The following is an 18421-nucleotide window of genomic DNA, read 5'->3' as shown; positions in this document are numbered from 1 at the left end:
ACGCCGACCCGCCTCCAATCCGTACGGGGTTGCGTAAAACGTCACGCCGTGCCGGGTCGCTGGCGTCGATGATGTGCTGCACACTGACGCCCGTGAGGCAGCGAAGCGATACGACGGGTGACGGCGGCGTACGTTCCGCGGTCGTGGTGAACCCGACCAAGGTCGATGTACGGCAACTGCGCCGTACGGTCACCAGCACTCTCGCCGAGGCCGGCTGGCCGGAGCCGCTCTGGTACGAGACCACGGTGGAGGACCCGGGTCAGGGGCAGACCCGACAGGCGATCGAGGCCGGTGTCGAGGTGGTCTTCGTGTGCGGTGGAGACGGGACCATCCTCTCCTGTGTGAACGCGCTGGTCGGCACGGAGGTGGCGATGGCGGTCCTGCCCGGCGGCACCGGCAATCTGCTCGCCGCGAACCTGGGACTCTCCACCGAACTCGCCGCCGGCCTGGAGGTGGCGATCGAACGGGGCCGCCGGCTGCTCGACGTGGGCGTGGTGCACGACCAGGTCTTCACCGTGATGGCCGGCATGGGTTTCGACGCCCAGATGCTCGCCGCCACCTCGGAGACATCCAAGGCCCGGATCGGCTGGCCCGCGTACCTGATGGGCGCCGTACGGCACCTGCGGGACCGACCCATGCGGGTCCAGATCCGGATCGACGACCGACCGCCGCTGCGCCGCCGGGCGCGGACCGTGCTGGTCGCCAACGTCGGCCGGCTCCAGGGCGGCGTACGGCTGCTCGCCGACGCCGAGCCCGACGACGGCTACCTGGACGTCGCGATCCTCACTCCCCGGACCGTCGGGCAGTGGGCCGTACTGATCTGGGCGGTGCTGGCACGGCGGGAGCGGGTGCCCCGGATGGAGGTCTTCCGGTGCCGTCGGGTGCAGATCACCAGCGCCCGGAAACAACCGAGGCAGCTCGACGGCGACCTGATCGCACCGGACCGCTCGCTGCGGGTGCACGTCCGTCCACAGGCGCTCTGGCTCTGCGTACCGCGACCGGCCGAGGCGCCGGACCTCACGATGGACGCCACGGCGGTGACACAACGGGGCGCCCGCCGGGCGGAACGGGTGAGCGGTGAGTAGCACCCGGAGGGTGCCCGAGACCCGGTTGATGGCCGACGACCAGCTCTCCGCCGACGACGCGTGGCACACCCTGACCCGGTACGGCGGCTGGCACCTGCTGCGTGACGCCTTCATCCGCTTCCGGTACGGCGACGGCTTCAGCCACTCCCGGGCCACCGCCCTGCAACTCTGTCTGGCGGTCGTGCCGTTCCTGATCGCGCTCACCGGGTTGATCAGCGATCTCGGTGTCGAGGACGGTGGTCGGGTGGTCGCCGACACGGTCGTCGCGCTGACCCCCGGTCAGAGCGACGCGATGGTGCAGGAGTTGCTGGTCGACACCGAACGCACCGAGGACATGGGTGAGCTGGCCCTGGCCCTCGGACTGATCACCGGGCTGGCCGCGCTGACCACCACCATGGCGCAGATCGAACGCGGCGCCAACCGGATCTACGGGGTGGAGCGGGACCGGCCCGCGCTCCGGAAATACCTGCGGGCGATCGTGCTGGCCCTCGGTGCCGGCGTACCGGCACTGCTCGGCTTCCTCATCCTGGTCGGCGGCGGCCCGCTCGGCGACTCCGTCCAGCGGTACTACGGCTGGGGCGGGATCGCGCACACTGTCTGGGACGTGCTCCGCTGGCCGTTGAGTCTGGTGTTGACCGTCTCCGCGGTGGCGGTGCTCTTCCGTCACGCCCCGCGTCGCCGACAGCCGGGCGTGTCCTGGCTGCTCTTCGGGGCGGCGCTGGCCACCGCACTCTGGTGGCTGGCGAGTGTGCTGCTGGCCGCGTACGTCCGGTTCAGCGACGGCTTCGGGGAGACGTACGGCGCGCTGACCGGCATGATGGCGCTGCTGATCTGGGCGAACCTGACCGGAATCGCGCTCCTCGGCGGTCTCGCCTTCAGCGCCCAACTGGAGGCGTTGCGGATCGGGGTGCCGGAGCCGGCCGAGCCGGACCTGTGGCGGCCCCGTCCGGACCCGGTCGTCCCGGCCGCCCGCACCGCCCCGGACGACGCCGACGCCCCGGACAACGCGGACGCCTCCGACCCCTGCTCCTCCTGAGATCCGGCGCCGGTGTACCGCGCCCACCGATCGGGTATCGAGCACGCCAGGCATCGAGGAGGTGCGGGTGTGGGCGCGGTGAAGGACATTCTGCGGCGGCCGGGCGGCCAGTTCACCGAAAGGAGCCTGGCCGGGCTCGTCTTCATCGTCGGCACCGGGGCGGGATTCGCCCTGTTGCTGACGCTGGTCCGGGTCGGCTGGGGGCCGCTGCACAGGATCGACGCCGGGGTGGCGGCGTGGTGCAACGAACTGGTCGCACCGCACCACCCCCTGGTCACCGTACTACGGGCGATCACCGACCTGGGCGGCCGACCGATCATGATGTGGCTGGTCACGGTAGCGGTGGTCGGGCTGCTGATCCGTCGACAGGGCCGGCTCGCCGGTTACCTCGTCGTCACCGGATTCGGCGCGCTGGCGCTCGACCCGTCACTCAAGGCACTCGTCGGTCGGTTACGCCCGGTGGTCGACGTACCGGTCGCGGCGGGCGTGGGCAACAGCTTCCCGAGCGGGCACGCGCTCGGCTCGATCGTCGCGTACGGCGCCCTGCTGCTGGTCTTCCTGCCGGCGATCCGGCCCCGTTGGCGCCGCTGCGCGATCGTGTTCGTCGCCGTACTGGTGTTCGCGATCGGACTGACCCGGATCGCGCTCGGCGTGCACTTCGTCTCCGACGTGATCGGCGGCTGGCTGCTCGGGCTGGCCTGGCTCGTCGTCACCGGGTACGCGTTCCGGCTCTGGCGACGCGAGCGGGGCCGACCGGTGCCGGCGCTGACCGAGGGGCTGGAGCCGGAGGCCCGGCAGGACCTGCGACCGGCACCGGCCGAGGAGCGGATGCTGCCGCGCCCGCTCGCCGGCAGCGCGGAACTCGTCACCGGCTGGGTGATGGTCTTCGGCGCGCTGTACGGCTTCGGCATGTTGGTCAGCTACTACGCCGGGGACACCTTCGTGGCGACCCTGGACACCGAGGTGCCGCGCTGGTTCGAGGCGCACCGGACCGAGACCCTCGATCAGCTCAGCTACGGCTGGAGCAAGGTCGGGGACACCCACGCCATCCTGCTCGTCTCGCTGATCTTCTGCCCACTGGTGCTCGCGGTCTGGCGCCGCTGGCGACCGGTGCTCTTCGTCGCGCTCACCATGTTCGGCGAGCTGGCGCTCTTCCTCGCCACCGCCCGCGCGGTGGACCGGCCCCGACCGGAGGTGGCGCACCTGGACGGGCAGTTGCCGACCGCCTCCTTCCCGTCCGGGCACATCGCCGCCACCCTCTGCCTGTACGTGGCGATCGCGGTGCTCGTGATGCCTCGCACGGACCGGTGGTGGCGCTGGCTGACCGTGGTGGCCGCGGTGGTGATGCCGCTCGGTGTGGCGCTCTCCCGGATGTACCGGGGGATGCACCATCCGAGCGACTTCGCCGGCGCCATCCTGCTCACCGTGCTCTGGGTCGGCCTGCTCTATCTGGTCGTACGTCCCAACGCCGACCTCGAACAGGGCAATCGTCCGTCCCCCGCGCCGGAGCCGGAGCTGACTAGAGTGGCGGCATGAGGATGGGTCCGGAGCAGATCGTCCCGCCGACCCCGCTGTTGCGCCGGCTGATCGGTTCGGTGCTTCGCCGTGTACGTCTGCGCCAGGGACGCACGCTCCGGGACGTCGCCCGGTCGGCCGGGGTGTCGGTGCCGTACCTCTCCGAGGTGGAGCGGGGCCGCAAGGAACCCTCCTCGGAGGTGCTGGCCGCGATCTGTCGCGCGCTCGGGCTGCACCTGGCGGAACTGCTCGAACACGTACGCGACGAGCTGTCCCGGATCGAGCCGGCCCGTCCGGCCCGCCCGGTCGTCCCACCCCGCGCCGGGGGCTCGTCCGCATCCGACCGCACGCCGCCGGCTACTTGCGCTGTCAGCGGATCTCCCCGGAGCAGAAACGACTCCACCCGGCCGGCCTGCTCCAGTTCGTGCCGGCGCCGTACACCGCGACGCAGCAGGCAATCCGCGAGGAACCGATCGACTTCCTGGACGGCATCGACCCCGCCGACCAGCTCGCATGAAAAGTGCTCACGTGCGCTCAGGTGACACCCCACCCGTGCCGTGGAAGTAGGTCAGGGCGGGACTCTTGACGATGGTCGGGTGGTCGTGGCCGTGATCGAAGTAGTGCACCAGTCGAAGGTGTACTGCTTCGATGCGTCTGTCACGGACCCGACACCGCGTCGGTCCGAATGACCCATCCGTGCGGTGATCAACAACTGGCACACTGCGGCGTGACCAAACGCCACCTCACCGTCGCTGCCGCGCTCCTACTGGCCGGAACGCTCACCGGCTGCGGATCGGACAGCCCCAGCACACCAGGCGCCTCCGGGACCGCCACACCGGTCGCTACGAGCAAGAGCCCGACCGCGACCCGCTACGACACCCCACAAGCCCTCGTCGGCGCTCTTGAGGCCGGCGGAATCAACTGCGCCGGCTATGACCCCACCGAAGGTGTCATCGGGGCTGTGGCCCGTGGGTCGTGCCACATCGGCGACGCCGAGGTGGTCGTGAGTATCTACGCGACGAAAGCTGATGCGGCCGGGGCGCCCGCCAAGCAGCACCAGCTTCTTGCCGGGCTCATGGATGTCGTCATGACGGTGGGGGAGAACTGGACGACCTCGTGTGACACGGCGTCGGACTGCGAGAAGATCGCGAAGGTCATCGGGGGTGAGTACACCCGCATCCCGATGTGACCGGGAGAAGCGACCCCCGGACAGCCCTACAGGCGACCGGGGGTCGCTGGCGGGATTTCGCAGCTTCGCGCTCGGGCGACCGCTGGGCGGGTATCTGCCGGCTGCGCCCGGTTCGCTTCCGCGACTCTCCCCGCAACTGCTCCTGGGTATCTACAACGCCGTAAGCAGTCTTCGCGGCCAGAACTCGGCTACACCGGCAACATGAACCTGCTCTACCGCTACATCACGCAAGGGTGGGTCGAAGCCGACCACCCAGCCAAACCGGTACGGGGGCCAGGAACCCTCGAAGGGAACCAAGGTGCAGGCGAAAGCGTACGCAGGATCGATCACGTGATCACCCGCGCCGGCCAGATCCGGGACCCGGAACCGGCCGCGTAGCCGCGCCCCGCCCCGCCCCGAACGGTCCTGCCGGTCCGTTGGATGGTGCTGGTGTGCCGCCACTACCGTCGGGCAGGTGATCGAGGCAGAGACGGGCGGCGCCCAGCGTTCGTCGGCACCACCACCGTTGGAGCCGGACGTGCCACGGTGGATCCAGCTACCGGTACGTGTCGTCGCCACGCTTGTCCTGGTGCCGCTCGGACTGCTCTGGGTGTCGCTCCGGTACGTCGGCCGTCTGCTTCTCCGCTACCTGCTCCAGCCTCTGGGTTGGGTCGTCGACCGCCTGCTCTGGCGTCCACTCGTCTGGGTGGCGCGGTACCTGCTCTGGCGTCCACTCGTCTGGGTGGCGCGGTATCTGCTCTGGTTGCCGCTGGTGTGGCTGGCGCGGCAACTCGCCTGGGTGGGCGTTCACTTGCTCTGGCGGCCCCTGGCCTGGGTGGCTCGCCATCTCGTCTGGTTGCCGCTGGTGTGGCTCGTACACCATCTTGTCCTGGCGCCGCTGGCCTGGCTGTACCGTCAGCTCGCCCCACCGGTACGGGCCCTTGTCAGGGTGCTCGCGGTCGCCGCCCGCTGGTCCGGTCGCCAGCTCCTGCGGCTGTTGGGCCTGCTCTGGGCGGGGGTGGCCCACCTGGGGCGGGTGCTGGTCAGCGCCGCGAGGTTCGGCTGGTGGGTCGCCGCGCTGGTCGGCCGGTTCGGCTACCGGATCCTGTTACGTCCGGTGGGACTCGCGTTGCGCTGGCTCTGGCGCCACACCCTGGTTCCGATCGGGTACGCGATCGGCTGGCTGGCCGGCCGGTTCCTCGCCCTGGCACGACTGCTCGGGCGCGGGCTGCGGTACGTCCTGCGGGTGCTGGTCTCTGGGGCGCGCTTCGGCTGGTGGCTGGCCGTGTTGCTGGGACGGTTCGTCTACCGGTTCCTGCTGCGGCCGATCGGAATCGCGCTGCGTTGGCTCTGGCGCCGCAGCGCGGTTCCGTTGGCACGTGCCGTCCGTTGGGGATGGTCGTACGTCGCCCTCCCGACCGCCCGGTGGTTACGCGACGACGTGGTCGGACCGGTACGGGTAACCGTCCGGCAGGTCCTTGTCGCACTCGGACTCCGGCGGCGTGCCTGACCGTTCCGGGCGTGATTGTCCGGCCCGATCCGTAACCTCGGGTTCATGGACATCGACTGGAACCAGGAACTGCTGGAACAGCTCGACTGGCACTGGCGTAACCAACTCCGGCCGCGCCTGGACGGCCTCACCGACGACGAGTACCTCTGGGAGCCGGTCGCCGGCTGCTGGAGCATCCGCTCCCGGCAGGGCACGGGCGGGGTGGAGGGGATCGGTTCGGGGGAGTGGGCGATCGACTTCGTCTATCCGGAGCCCATCCCCGCGCCGGTGACGACGATCGCCTGGCGACTGGGCCACATCATCGCCGGGGTCTTCGGCGCGCGTAACGCCGCCCATTTCGACGGCCCGGCGACCAGTTACGACTCGTTCGCGTACGCGGGGACGGCCGAGGTGGCGCTCGCGCAACTCGACGAGGCGTACGCCCGGTGGACCGAGGGCGTACGGACGCTCGGGGCGGAGGGGTTGACTCGCCCCTGCGGTCCGGCCGAAGGACCGTTCGCGGACTATCCGCTCGCCTCGCTCGTGTTGCACATCAACCGGGAGGCGATTCATCACGGCGCGGAGATCGCGCTGCTTCGGGATCTCTACCGGGCGGGTCAGGGCGGGGTGGTGGCGGAGTCGGGGGCGGCGGTCCGGTTGACGAAACAGTGATGAGCTTGACTGTCCAGTGATGGCGCGGGTACCGTACCTGACTTAACCGGTTAAGAGTCTGGCTGGCGTGAGCATCCTGTGGTGGGGATGGCGGCGTCCGGTCGGTCCGACGGGCAACCGCCGGATCGACCGGACGTACCGCACCGGCCTGATCCCTTCCCCGTCCTCGATGCCGGCACTAGCGTGACGCGCTATGCACATGAATCGACGGATCACTGCGGTCGCGGCGGCGGCGACCCTCATTCTCACCGTCACCGGGGCACCCGCCAGTGCCACCTGGAGCCGGACCGGTGCACCGGGCGTCGGCGACGACTACTTCCCGCTCGCCGGAAACGGCGGATACGACGTACGACACTATGGACTGGAGATCCGCTACCAGCCGGCGACCCGGGCGTTCTCGGGGGTGGCCACGATCAGCGCGCGGGCGACCGAGCGGATCAGCCGGTTCAACCTTGACCTGCGCGGATTCGACGTACGCTCGGTCACCGTCGACGGGCGCTCCGCCCGCTACGACCGGGACGGTCAGGAACTGCGGATCTCGCCGAAGCACGGCTTCTCGACCGGCGAGCGGTTCACCGTCGTGGTGAGGTACGACGGCACCACCGGCCAGCCGACAGACAACGAGGGTGCGCTCTACGGCTGGGTCTCCACCCCCGACGGCGCTTTCGTCGCGAACGAGCCGGAAGGCGCGTCCACCTGGTACCCGGTGAACGACCACCCCACCGACAAGGCCGGTTACGACTTCCGGATCACCGTCCCGGAAGGCAAGACGGCAGTGGCGAACGGCGAACTGGTGAGCCAGAAAACCAGGGCGGGCTGGACCACGTTCACCTGGCGGGCGACCGACCAGATGGCCAGTTACCTCTCCACCGCCTCGGTGGGCGACTACGAACTGCGCCGGAGCAAGGGCCCGAACGGGCTGCCCATCATCGACGCGATCGACCGGGACCTGCCGGCCGACGCCGCCGCCGGGTTGGCCCGTACCCCTGAGATGATCAGTTATTTCGCCGGGCTCTTCGGTCGCTACCCGTTCACCTCCTTCGGTGCGATCGTCGACGACGACACCGACGCCGGGTACGCCCTGGAGACCCAGACCCGGCCGATCTACTCGGGTCCGCCGTCGGAGGGTACGGTCGCGCACGAGTTGGCCCACCAGTGGTTCGGCAACAGTGTGAGCCCGGAGCGCTGGCAGGAGATCTGGCTCAACGAGGGCTTCGCCACGTACGCGGAATGGCTCTGGACCGAGCACGTCGGCGGCACCACGGCGGCGGCCCGGTTCGACTCGTACTACGCCCGCCCGGACACCTCCAGCATCTGGAATCCGCCGCCGGGTGACCCCGGTGCGGACAACCTCTTTGCTGGTTCGGTCTACACCAAGGGGGCGATGACCCTCCAGGCGCTGCGAGAGAAGATCGGCGACCGGGCCTTCTTCACCCTGCTGCGCACCTGGTACGCGGCGAACCGCGACGGTACCGCCGGCACCCAGGACCTCGTCCGCCTCGCCGAGAAGGTCTCCGGTCAGCGGTTGCAGTCCTTCTTCCAGACCTGGATCTACACCCCCGGCAAACCCACCACCTGGTAACCCCCGCTGCATGTAAGGAAGGGGCCCTTGTTAACGCTATGCGTTAACAAGGGCCCCTTCCTTACTCCGGGGGAGCGGGGGAACTTAACCGGTTGCGTTCATTGATACATGTCTTTACGCTGATCCCTGCGCCGCGGGAAGCCGGGTGGCAGCTGCCGGGCAGCAGTTGCCGAACCCTCACGTCCCTCCCCGTCCTGGGGCTCTTCCTGAGGTAGGCCATGAAAACAAGGATCTCTGTCGCCGTCACGGCGCTGCTCGCCCTCGTTCTCTCCGTACTCGCCTTCATCCCGCCGGCGCATGCCGCCGCGGGCTTCACGGTGAGCGGCGGCCAGTTGCTCGACGCCAACGGCAACCCGTTCGTGATGCGCGGGGTCAGCCACGCGCACACCTGGTATCCCGGCCAGACCGGCGCCTTCGCCAGCATCAAGTCGCTCGGCGCGAACACCGTACGCGTGGTGCTGAGCACCGGTGCCCGTTGGACGCAGAACAGCGCCAGCGACGTCGCCAACGTGATCTCCATCTGCAAGCAGAACCGGTTGATCTGCGTGTTGGAGGCGCACGACACCACCGGGTACGGCGAGGAGGCCGCGGCGATCACGCTGGACCAGGCGGTGAGCTACTGGATCAGTGTCCAGAGCGCCCTGGCTGGCCAGGAGCGTTACGTCATCCTCAACATCGGCAACGAGCCGTTCGGCAACAACGCCAGTGTCAGCGCCACCTGGCCGACGGCGACCCGCAACGCCATCACCCGCCTGCGCGACGCGGGTTTCGACCACACGATCATGGTGGACGCCCCGCACTGGGGTCAGGACTGGCAGTTCGTCATGCGTGACAACGCGCAGTCGGTGTTCAACAGCGATCCGGACCGCAACACGGTCTTCAGCATCCACATGTACGGAGTCTTCGACACCGCCGCCGAGATCACCGATTACCTTGGTCGGTTCCGTAGCGCCAACCTGCCGATTGTGGTCGGCGAGTTCGGGCACAACCACTCGGACGGCAACCCGGACGAGGACACCATCATGTCCTACACCCAGGCCAACGGGATCGGGTACATCGGCTGGTCGTGGAGCGGTAACGGGGGCGGTGTCGAGTATCTCGACATGGTGACGAACTTCGACGCCGGCAGCCTCACGTCGTGGGGTCAACGGATCTTCAACGGGGCCAACGGCATCCGGCAGACCGCCCGTGAGGCGAGCGTCTACAGCGGCAATCCGACCACTCCGCCGACCACGCGCCCGCCGACCACCCCGCCGACCACTCGGCCGCCGACCACCCCACCCAGCACCCCACCTCCGGGTACGCGCAGTTGCACCGCGACGTACGCGATCACGGGTCAGTGGCAGGGCGGCTTCCAGGGTGACGTACGAGTGACCGCCGGTGGCGCGGCGATCGGCGGCTGGACCGTCACCTGGACCTTCGGTAACGGCCAGACCGTCAGTCAGTCCTGGAGCGCCACGGTCACCAGTAGCGGCTCCAACGTCACCGCTCGGAACGTGAGTTGGAACGGCAGCCTGGGTGCCGGTGTGAGCACGAACTTCGGGTTCATCGGCAGTTGGAACGGCAGCAACGGGGTGCCCGTGCCTCGCTGCACCGCGAGCTAGGGCGTGGCCGGGGGCCGGCGCGCCGCGTTCCCGTTCGGTGAATGAGTTTTCAGGGCATCGCCCGGCGCCACCCTCGGTTTTGTCACCGGTGGCCGGGTCCATTTCCGTGGACCCGGCCACCGTCGTGTATCGGATACTTCCGACCGACGATTGCCGGTTGTTGTTGCCGGACTGAATGTACGGGGTCGAACTCGTATCCCCAATTGCCGTGGGTGTGGCGTGATTCGCCGTGTGGGTGCGACGTGCTGAACATGAAGGATCACGCAGGGCGAGTCTTTTTGTGAAGGGTGAGTTCTACTATCCCGATGGGGTTTAACGCCTTGTCGCGGATCTGACACGGTATAGCCGCTTAATGGCGTTGCGGCTCCCTTCCCTCTCTGTAATTGTCTCTCTACAGTGAGCGATATCAGCAGGTAGGAGTGGTGGCCTGCCACAGGGGGTGTCGAGTCGGAAAGCGTCCGGGGAGCCTAACCGGCAACCGGTTGACGACCGGTCTTGGTATGGCCGATGGCGAAGACTACGGAACCTTGCCGCGATCAGATCGAATATCCAGCTCGGACCGAGGGGTCAGGAGCCGAATACTGCCGTGCTCAATTCGAGCCCGGGTACATGAGGGAAAGGGAGTTCCCGAATGAACACAAGAAATGGACTGGGTCGGACCTGGCTGCGCGGAGTGACGGTGGCGGTGACCGTACTGGCGACCGGGCTGACGGTCGTCACGGCACCGGCCAGCGCGGCGCCAGGCTCGGCACGTCCGGACACACCGGTCGCGAGCGACGGGTCACGTGTGTCGGTGTCGAGCCGGGCGGCGGTCGGCGGCACCTCCGGATTCGCCGGTACCGGCAAGATGGTGGGTGCCAACCTGTCCGCGCCGAGCGGTTCGTCGGCGACGGCTCTCGGTACGGAGTCGATCTTCGGTCCGGACAACCGGATCCGGATCAACCCGACCACCTCCTTCCCGGCCCGCGCGGTTGTCATGATCACGCGGAACGGCAACGCGCACTGCACCGGCTGGATGTACGGACCGGACATCGTCGCCACCGCTGGCCACTGTGTGCACAGCGGCGGCAGCGGAGGCTCGTGGTACACCGGCCAGCTCACCGTCTGGCCGGCGCGCAACGGCTCCTCCGCCCCGTACGGTTCGTGTGGGGTCCGGCAGCTCTACTCGGTGACCGGCTGGACGGTCAGCGGGGACGAGGCGTACGACTATGCCGCGATCAAGCTCAACTGCACGATCGGTTACAGCACCGGCTGGTTCGGCTACTGGTGGCAGGCGGCGAGCCTCGCCGGTGCCAGCACGCTGATCAACGGTTACCCGGGTGAGAAGCCCTTTGGCGAGCAGTGGCGGGGCGACTCGGTGGCGCGCACCGTCGCGGTCAGCCAGGCGAACCAGATCTTCTACAGCAACGACACCACCGGTGGCATGAGCGGCAGCCCGGTCTACCAGAACCGCGCCGCGGGCAGCCCGTGGTGCACGGGCTACTGCTCGATGGGGATCCACGCCTACGGCTTCCCGCACAGCGGTTACCCGCACAACACGTACAACCACGGAACCCGCATCACCGAGGCGAGGTTCAACAACATGCAGGCATGGAAGGCTGCCTGACCGATCGAGCGGGTGGGCCGGGTGTTCCCGGCCCACCCGTTTGTGTGCCACGCGTACGGAGACGCTTACTTTCCGTCGCGGAGGCGGAACCGACGCGACCGCACGTACGTCAGATGCTCCAGATCGTTATAAGGAGCTACCCATGCGGTCAACTCGTGCACGTGCACTCGTCTCCGTGGTCTTCGTCGTCGCTGTGCTCTCCGCCTGCGCCCAGCCGTCGGCCACCACACCAGGCGCGCCAGGCTCGCCGAACGGCGACTCGCCTGTCTCCGCCTCCAGCCACCCGGCGAACGCGGTGGCTGCCACCAACCGGGGCACCGTCACCGGCCGTGTCCTGGGCGCCGACGGTTCGCCGGTCGCCGGTGTCGCGGTTGCGCCCAGGTCGTTGGAGAACCCCGCGCGTCCGATCCCGGAACTGGTGGTCACCACCGACAACCAGGGCACCTTCCAGTGGACCCTGGAGCCGGGCAGGTACGAGTTCCAGGTCCAGCCCGTCGGAGCCGCCTCCGCGGTCCGGGCCGCGCCGCAGACCACCACCGTGACCATCGGTCAGACGGTCACGCTCGACCTCAGGGTCGGCTGAGCCGTCGAGGAGCGGCGTCGACACCGTCAACCGCCCTGGCATCGCATCCGCACGGCCTGACAGGTCCCTCTGCCGAGTCGATTTCATGTCCGGACACGCCCGGGTGACATTCCGGCTGCTCTCAGCGATCTCACAGGGACGACCACTACTGTTCGGTAGGTCGTAGGTCGATCCACGGTGGATGGTGTCAAGCCAATGGTCTTCAAGAAGATGTTAAGCGCACTCGGGGTCGGTGGGCCGAGCGTGGACACCGTGCTGTCCAACCCCAACACCCGCCCCGGTCTGGTGCTCGAGGGTCAGGTGAACCTGCGTGGCGGGGACGCCGCGGCGAACATCGAACACATCAGCCTCTCCCTGGTCACCCGGGTCGAGATGGAGTCCGGCGACAGCGAGTACGCCGGCACGATGGAGTTCCACCGGCTGCCGGTGACCGGTGCGCTCCAGCTCGCCGCCGGCCAGCAGCTCAGCATTCCGTTCCAGCTCCCGGTGCCGTGGGAAACCCCGATCACCGACGTCTACGGTCAGCGCCTGCACGGGATGACCATGGGCCTCCGTACCGAGCTGGCGATCGCCCGGGCGGTGGACAAGGGCGACCTCGACCAGGTGTCGGTGCACCCGCTGCCGGTGCACGAACGGATCCTGGACGCGTTCAACCAGCTCGGGTTCCGGTTCAAGAACGCCGACCTGGAGCGCGGCCACATCCACGGCGTGCAGCAGACGCTCCCGTTCTACCAGGAGATCGAGTTCTTCGCCGCGCCGCAGTACTCGAATGTCGTACGCGAGGTCGAACTCACCTTCGTCACCAACCAGTACAGCGTCGACGTGATCATCGAGTGCGACAAGCGGGGTGGCTTCTTCACCGGCGGCCACGACAGCTTCGGTCGCTACTCGGTCCAGCACACCGGGGTCGAGTCGGTCGACTGGCTCCGGGTGGTCGACGGCTGGCTCAACCAGACGATCTCGGGCTACGGCAGCCGGGCCAAGCAGGGCCACGGCTTCCACGGCGGCCACGGCCACGGTGGCGGCGGCATGGGCGGTGCGATCGCCGGTGCGGCACTCGGCTTCGGTGGCGGTCTGCTCGCCGGTGAGCTGCTTGAGGACGCCTTCGGCGGCGACGACGGCGGAGACTTCGGCGGCGAGTGAGAGACCCGCACGCCGGTCGAGATGACGATGGTGCCGCGGTCGCCAGGGAGAACCTGACGACCGCGGCACCGTGATGCTCAGGGGTTACCCGCTTCCGGTTGCTGCCGGAAGTCCGTACGGCAGGGCGCTACCCGATTTATCGGTTACCGCCGCGCCGCCACGAGTTACCCGCCTTCGCGATACCACGGCTCAACATGTAGCCGATGCTCAGCAGGGCGATGAAGAACCACGCCCGGTCGGCCCGGAACACGTCGAGGCCCGCGTTGTCATTTCCGATGATCACCGAGGCGGCGATGACACCACCCACGGCCAGCACGAACACGTAGAACTCGGTTGTCAGGAACGCGGGCTTGGTTTCGCTGCCCGGCTTCCGGTCACCACGCCGGCCCGACATCATCTGCTGGTCCGAGACCATCTGTCGGCTCGACATGTCGTCCTGCATGTAGGAGCCCTGCGTGTTGTACTGGTCCGACATGGGTCGGTTCATCGTCGGCTGATCCGACATCCGCTGCGATGACCTGGACGGAGTCTGCGTACTCATCTTTTCCTCCTCAGGATTCGATGAGGCTTTCGGCGCCCCCTCGGCCGCAGTCCGGTCGGCCCACGGTGAGGGCGGCACCACCTGGCTACCCGACCCACTTCCGGGCAAACGAAAAACCTGGTCAGCCGGTCTCCCCGGCGCTGGGGCACGCGCGGACCGTTTAGGCCGGCAGTGCTCGGGCAGGCAGACGGGTACGGATGACATCCCACGAGGTGGTGTGAAGTGCGCGGAGACGACGAGAAACGGAAATCCACCCGCCGGGCCCAGGAACGGGTCGGCCGGGGCGAATACGGCTCACCGGACGAGGTGACCCTCCCCACCGACGGCGAGCACGAGGCTCGCCAGGAGGACTGGCAGGACCCGGCGGACGCCCGTACCGACACCGGTGTGTTCCGGGACGGCGGCCCCACCCGGACACCACGGGGCATGGTGACCACCACCGGGGGCAGCGCCGGCCCGGCGAGTGTCCGCCGGACCGGTCCGCCACGGGGTAAGGGAAAGGTGGCTCCGACCACCACCGGTGACGCCACGACCGGCGGGATGAGCCCCCCGGTCGGTGGGTCGACCAGTGACCAGTCAGGCGGGTCGGTCACCTGACCGACCGGTGATGCCCGGTCCGTCACAGTGCAGTACGCCGAGCCGCTGGGTGGCGCGGGTGAGCGCGACGTACAGGTCGCTGCGCCCGCGCGGCGACTCGGCCACGATCCGCTCCGGCTCCACCACCAGGACGGAGTCGAACTCCAGCCCCTTGGCCTGGGGCACGGTCAGCACCACCACCTGGCTCTCCAACTCCGGGTGCTCGCCGATCGCCGCCTCGGGCACCGCGTCGGTGATCGCCCGACCCAGGTCGGCGGCGAGACCCTCCGGCACGATCACCCCGAGCCGTCCGTCGTCGATCGTGCCGGCCTCCCGTAACACCAGCTCGACCAGCCGGTCCGCCAGCTCGGCCGGCTCGACCCGCAGATCCCAGGGGGGCACGCCGGTGCGGCGTACCGCCCGGGGCGGCTCCAGGTTCGGGTCGATCTCGGCCAGCACCCGCCCGGCCACCTCCATGATCTCGGCCGGGGTGCGGTAGCTCACGCTCAGCTCCCTGATCCGCCAACGGTCGGCCACGTACGGCCCGAGCGCCTGACGCCAGGAGGCCGCCCCACCCAACGCGCCGGTCTGGGCCACGTCCCCGACCACCGTCATCGAGCGGCTCGGGCACCGGCGCATCAGTAGCCGCCACGCCATCGGGGAAAGTTCCTGGGCCTCGTCGACGATGATGTGCCCGAAGGCCCATTTCCGGTCGGCGGCGGCCCGCTGCGCGGTGGTCAGCCGGTCCCCGGTCTCCTGCCGTTCGGCCAGCTCGTCCGCGCCGAGCAGGTCGGTGACGCTGAGGATCTCGCCCTCCGCCTCGTCCTCCAGGTCGATCGAGCGGGAACCGAGCGCGATCTCCAGGGCTCCCTCGGCGTACTCGATCAGTTGCTGCCGCTCCCGCTCGACCAGCGCCTGCGCGGAGCGGTCGTCCTCGCCGAGCAGCTCCGCGCTCTCGTCGAGCAGCGGTACGTCGGCGGGGGAGAAGCCGCCCTCGGGGTCCCGTCGCAGCAGCTCCAACTCGGACTCGGTCAGCTCGTCACCGGTCACCTCGGCCCCGGCGGCGGCGAGCCGTTCGGCGGAGCCGAACAGGTCGGTCAGCAGTTGCTGCGGGGTGAGCACCGGCCAGAGTTCGGCGAGCGCTTCCTGCACCCCGGGTTCGTCGCGCAGTTCGCGCCGGATCTCGGCGAGGTCGGCCTCCTCCAGCAGGTTCTCGCCGCCGAGCGGGTCGGCGCCGATCCGCTCGCCGACCTGGCGGGCCAGTGCGTGGATGATCTCGATGTCGAAGAGTGGCTGGGCCAGGTTGTGCGGCCGACCCGAGCGGCGGGCCCGCTCCCGGGCGACGAGTACGGTCTGCCGGTCCAGCCGGAGGGTGTCCCGCTCGACCACCACGTCCATGCCGTCCTCGGGTACCTGCTGCCGGTCGCGGATCGCGGCGGCGAGCAGTTCGGTCATCACCGGCCGACCCTTGATCTCGGCCACCGTCGCCGGTTCGCTCCGGGTCGCCCTGACCCCGGGGAACAGCTCGCCGACGGTACGCAGCAGGACGCCGGTCTCGGCAAGGGTCGGCAGGACCTGTGAGATGTAGCGCAGGAAGGTGGCGTTCGGGCCGACCACCAGCACGCCCCGGGTGGAGAGCTGCTGGCGGTACGTGTAGAGCAGGTATGCGGCGCGGTGCAGCGCCACCGCGGTCTTGCCGGTGCCCGGACCGCCCTGGACGACCAGAACCCCGGGCAACTCGGCCCGGATCACCCGGTCCTGCTCGGCCTGGATGGTCTGCACGATGTCGCTCATCCGCCCGGTACGGCGGGCGTTGACCGCGGCGAGCAACGCCGCCTCGCCGGTCAGTCCCTCGTGCTCGGTCGTCCTGGCCGCGTCCAGGTCGAGCACCTCGTCATTGATCCCGACGACCTTGCGGAACCGGGTACGGATGTGCCGACGGCGCCGGACTCCGTCCGGGGAGGCGGCGGTGGCGAGGTAGAAGGAACGGGCGGCCGGTGCCCGCCAGTCGATCAGCAGGGGGTCGTACTCGCCCTCGTCGTCGAAGATGCCGATCCGCCCGATGTAGCGGGGCGCCCCTTCCTCGACGTCGAGTCGCCCGAAGCAGAGGCCGTTCTCCACCGCGCCGTACGAGTCGACCTGCTCGGCGTACATGGCGATGGTGCTGTCCCGTTGGGAGCGGGCCTGCGGCGTGCCGCCGACGGTGCGAAGCTGCCCGGCGAGCCGTTGTGCGGCCTGGTCGCGCAGCCGGTCGAGCCGGCCGTAGAGCATGGAGACGTACTCCTGCTCCCGCCCGATCTCGTCGGCGTGCTGGTCATCCGAGGTGCCGGAGTACCTTGACAAACCTTCTCCCCATTAGCTATAGTGTTCCGAGAACGGCATTTATCTGTCGTTCTTTTTTTGTGCCCAAATGACGAACATAGCGCAGCACCGCCTGCTCCGGCCATTTTCCTCTCGGCCGGAGCGCGGCTCGGCATCGTCGGCGGCAACCATTATCGACCCCACCCGGCGGGGATCTCCGCGTCCCGGTCCGTGCCGCCCGTTCCGAACCGAAAAGCCGGCCGGCGCCGCCCGTGGGGGCGACACCGACCGGCGGTTGGTGCCGATCAGCTCCGGACCGTGGCGGTCCGGGCCGGAATCAGTTCAGGCCCTTGGCCACCTCGTACAGGCGCTGCGGGGTGACCGCGCCGGCAAGCACCCGGCCGTCGTCGAGCAGCAACACGTTCACCAGCTTCGTGGTGAAGAGTCGGCCGCTGCCCCAGTCCCCGTTCACCTTCGGAAACGCGTCGAGCAGGCCGTCCGCCAACTCAGCCGGGGCTCCGGTGACGGCCCCGGCAGCGGTGTCGCCGGTTGCCGTACCGCTCGGGGTCCCGGTCGGCGGGCGCCCCACCAGGACGGTGGTCCAGCCGGTGCCGACCGTGCTCAGCCCGTCCGGTGCCGCTTCGCCCTGCGGCTTCTGTCGCTGCTCCGGGTGCCCGCTGCCCTCGTCGGTGACCTGGGTCCCCGGCGGCGGGTTGAAGGTGAACTGGCTGTCGCCGGGCCGGTTGAAGTCGACCTGGGTGAACGCCATCTCGAAGGCGGGTTTCTCGGTGTCGGCGGCGAAGACCTCGAACCGCAGCGGTACGTGTTCCCTGCTGTCGATCGCGACCCGGATCTGGTCCACCAGCGACCTCGTGTCCCTGGGACGCAGGATCAACTCGTACGCGTGCCGCCCGGCGATCGTGGCCGCCCGACCCACGGTCACCTCGGTGCTCGGGTCGATCGCGGCCAACGCCCGGTCGGCCGCCTCCTGCGGCGTCGACGGCAGGCCGGTCGGGATCTTCCCGGTCACCGCGCTCGGATCCTCCCCGGTGGTCCCGGGCAGCGTGTAGTGGGTGGCCGTGTTGTCCTGGCTGCGCCAGGTCCAGAGATCGGCACCGTTGCGGACGAAGTCGCTCTCGCCGAGGGTGCCGAGCAACGCGACCCGGGCGCGGTCCGGTCCGGCGTACCAGACCCGGAGGGTGTGCGTACCCGATGCCAGTGCGGTCAGGTCACTGCCGGAGCCGGCGAGGCCGGCCAGGGCGGGCAGGCCGAGGTCGGCTCGTTGGACGACCGTGCCGGAGAAACCGTCCACCTGAGCGGTCTGCAGGTCGACCAGGAGTTGGGCGGCACTGCGCGGCGGCAGGGCCGGGTCGGCAGCCGCGCCGAGCGTACCGATGGCGGCGCCACCGCCGATCACCACCGCCGTGGCGGCGACCGGCACCAGCCAGCGCAGCGCCGGGCGGTTCTTGAACACAGACATGTCGTACCTCCTGCCGCCCATGTTGCCCTGCCGGTGCTGT

The 18421-nt window shown here is 69.2% G+C and carries 17 protein-coding genes and 1 pseudogene; 15 read left to right on the top strand and 3 right to left on the bottom strand.

What is annotated here, in order from left to right; all coding sequences use genetic code 11:
* Positions 1-71: 71 nt before the first annotated feature.
* The 14 genes and pseudogenes from ACIBF5_RS13270 to ACIBF5_RS13205 all read left to right on the top strand — a co-directional run bounded on the left by ACIBF5_RS13270 (position 72) and on the right by ACIBF5_RS13205 (position 13483).
* A complete protein-coding gene (locus ACIBF5_RS13270; protein WP_396811297.1) occupies positions 72-1085 on the top strand; it encodes a diacylglycerol/lipid kinase family protein in 1014 nt (337 codons plus the stop codon).
* Entirely contained in the window at positions 1078-2121 is a 1044-nt protein-coding gene (locus ACIBF5_RS13265) for a YihY/virulence factor BrkB family protein (RefSeq protein ID WP_396811201.1), read from the top strand. Before ACIBF5_RS13270 ends, ACIBF5_RS13265 begins: the two co-directional genes overlap by 8 nt.
* Positions 2122-2190: 69 nt before the next feature.
* Positions 2191-3657, top strand: a complete 1467-nt coding sequence (locus ACIBF5_RS13260; protein ID WP_396811198.1) for a phosphatase PAP2 family protein — start codon at positions 2191-2193, stop codon at positions 3655-3657.
* Between the two features lie 2 nt (positions 3658-3659).
* Positions 3660-3932, top strand: a pseudogene (locus tag ACIBF5_RS13255) (helix-turn-helix domain-containing protein); the annotation flags it as partial.
* 65 nt (positions 3933-3997) lie between these two features.
* On the top strand, positions 3998-4153 hold the full coding sequence (locus tag ACIBF5_RS13250; RefSeq protein ID WP_396811301.1) for a hypothetical protein: 156 nt from the start codon (positions 3998-4000) through the stop codon (positions 4151-4153).
* A gap of 210 nt (positions 4154-4363) precedes the next feature.
* Positions 4364-4825 (top strand): hypothetical protein, encoded by a 462-nt coding sequence (locus tag ACIBF5_RS13245; RefSeq protein ID WP_396811196.1) that lies wholly within the window; start codon positions 4364-4366, stop codon positions 4823-4825.
* A gap of 201 nt (positions 4826-5026) precedes the next feature.
* Entirely contained in the window at positions 5027-5203 is a 177-nt protein-coding gene (locus ACIBF5_RS13240; protein WP_396811194.1) for a hypothetical protein, read from the top strand.
* 76 nt (positions 5204-5279) lie between these two features.
* Positions 5280-6314 carry a hypothetical protein gene (locus ACIBF5_RS13235; protein ID WP_396811192.1) on the top strand — a complete coding sequence of 345 codons (1035 nt, stop codon included), beginning with the start codon at positions 5280-5282 and terminating at the stop codon, positions 6312-6314.
* Positions 6315-6359: 45 nt separating this feature from the next.
* Positions 6360-6965 (top strand): DinB family protein, encoded by a 606-nt coding sequence (locus tag ACIBF5_RS13230; protein ID WP_396811191.1) that lies wholly within the window; start codon positions 6360-6362, stop codon positions 6963-6965.
* A gap of 199 nt (positions 6966-7164) precedes the next feature.
* Complete coding sequence (locus ACIBF5_RS13225; protein ID WP_396811189.1) at positions 7165-8547, top strand: M1 family metallopeptidase; 1383 nt, start codon at positions 7165-7167, stop codon at positions 8545-8547.
* 218 nt (positions 8548-8765) lie between these two features.
* On the top strand, positions 8766-10151 hold the full coding sequence (locus ACIBF5_RS13220) for a cellulase family glycosylhydrolase (protein WP_396811187.1): 1386 nt from the start codon (positions 8766-8768) through the stop codon (positions 10149-10151).
* Positions 10152-10782: 631 nt separating this feature from the next.
* On the top strand, positions 10783-11757 hold the full coding sequence (locus tag ACIBF5_RS13215; protein ID WP_396811186.1) for a trypsin-like serine peptidase: 975 nt from the start codon (positions 10783-10785) through the stop codon (positions 11755-11757).
* Between the two features lie 142 nt (positions 11758-11899).
* Positions 11900-12340: a carboxypeptidase-like regulatory domain-containing protein gene (locus ACIBF5_RS13210; protein WP_396811184.1), complete on the top strand. Its 441-nt coding sequence runs from the start codon at positions 11900-11902 to the stop codon at positions 12338-12340.
* 195 nt (positions 12341-12535) lie between these two features.
* Positions 12536-13483, top strand: a complete 948-nt coding sequence (locus ACIBF5_RS13205) for a sporulation protein (RefSeq protein ID WP_396811182.1) — start codon at positions 12536-12538, stop codon at positions 13481-13483.
* Between the two features lie 136 nt (positions 13484-13619).
* On the opposite strand, the gene ACIBF5_RS13200 is transcribed toward ACIBF5_RS13205, so the two are convergent.
* A complete protein-coding gene (locus tag ACIBF5_RS13200; protein ID WP_396811181.1) occupies positions 13620-14024 on the bottom strand; it encodes a hypothetical protein in 405 nt (134 codons plus the stop codon).
* 222 nt (positions 14025-14246) lie between these two features.
* Between ACIBF5_RS13200 and ACIBF5_RS13195 the strand changes: the two genes are divergently transcribed.
* On the top strand, positions 14247-14621 hold the full coding sequence (locus tag ACIBF5_RS13195; RefSeq protein WP_396811179.1) for a hypothetical protein: 375 nt from the start codon (positions 14247-14249) through the stop codon (positions 14619-14621).
* Here ACIBF5_RS13195 and ACIBF5_RS13190 read toward each other — a convergent pair.
* Together ACIBF5_RS13190 and ACIBF5_RS13185 are read right to left on the bottom strand one after the other, a co-directional pair.
* Positions 14601-16943, bottom strand: coding sequence for a HelD family protein (locus tag ACIBF5_RS13190; protein WP_396811177.1), 2343 nt, complete (start codon positions 16941-16943; stop codon positions 14601-14603). The two genes, ACIBF5_RS13195 and ACIBF5_RS13190, sit on opposite strands and share 21 nt — an antisense overlap.
* 295 nt (positions 16944-17238) lie before the next feature.
* Positions 17239-18381, bottom strand: a complete 1143-nt coding sequence (locus tag ACIBF5_RS13185) for an outer membrane lipoprotein carrier protein LolA (RefSeq protein ID WP_396811175.1) — start codon at positions 18379-18381, stop codon at positions 17239-17241.
* Positions 18382-18421: the final 40 nt, after the last annotated feature.

The organism is Micromonospora sp. NPDC050417 (genome assembly GCF_044458865.1).
In the GTDB taxonomy this organism is placed as follows: domain Bacteria; phylum Actinomycetota; class Actinomycetes; order Mycobacteriales; family Micromonosporaceae; genus Micromonospora_G.
The sequence above is the reverse complement of the archived record's forward strand: the minus strand, read 5'-3'. Positions and strand labels throughout refer to the sequence as shown.

Coding starts and splice junctions, on each gene's coding strand:
- ACIBF5_RS13270 (WP_396811297.1), top strand. CDS start 72: ATGTGCTGCACACTGACGCCCGTGAGGCAGCGAAGCGATACGACGGGT.
- ACIBF5_RS13240 (WP_396811194.1), top strand. CDS start 5,027: ATGAACCTGCTCTACCGCTACATCACGCAAGGGTGGGTCGAAGCCGAC.
- ACIBF5_RS13230 (WP_396811191.1), top strand. CDS start 6,360: ATGGACATCGACTGGAACCAGGAACTGCTGGAACAGCTCGACTGGCAC.
- ACIBF5_RS13225 (WP_396811189.1), top strand. CDS start 7,165: ATGAATCGACGGATCACTGCGGTCGCGGCGGCGGCGACCCTCATTCTC.
- ACIBF5_RS13220 (WP_396811187.1), top strand. CDS start 8,766: ATGAAAACAAGGATCTCTGTCGCCGTCACGGCGCTGCTCGCCCTCGTT.
- ACIBF5_RS13215 (WP_396811186.1), top strand. CDS start 10,783: ATGAACACAAGAAATGGACTGGGTCGGACCTGGCTGCGCGGAGTGACG.
- ACIBF5_RS13210 (WP_396811184.1), top strand. CDS start 11,900: ATGCGGTCAACTCGTGCACGTGCACTCGTCTCCGTGGTCTTCGTCGTC.
- ACIBF5_RS13205 (WP_396811182.1), top strand. CDS start 12,536: ATGGTCTTCAAGAAGATGTTAAGCGCACTCGGGGTCGGTGGGCCGAGC.
- ACIBF5_RS13200 (WP_396811181.1), bottom strand. CDS start 14,024: ATGAGTACGCAGACTCCGTCCAGGTCATCGCAGCGGATGTCGGATCAG.
- ACIBF5_RS13185 (WP_396811175.1), bottom strand. CDS start 18,381: ATGTCTGTGTTCAAGAACCGCCCGGCGCTGCGCTGGCTGGTGCCGGTC.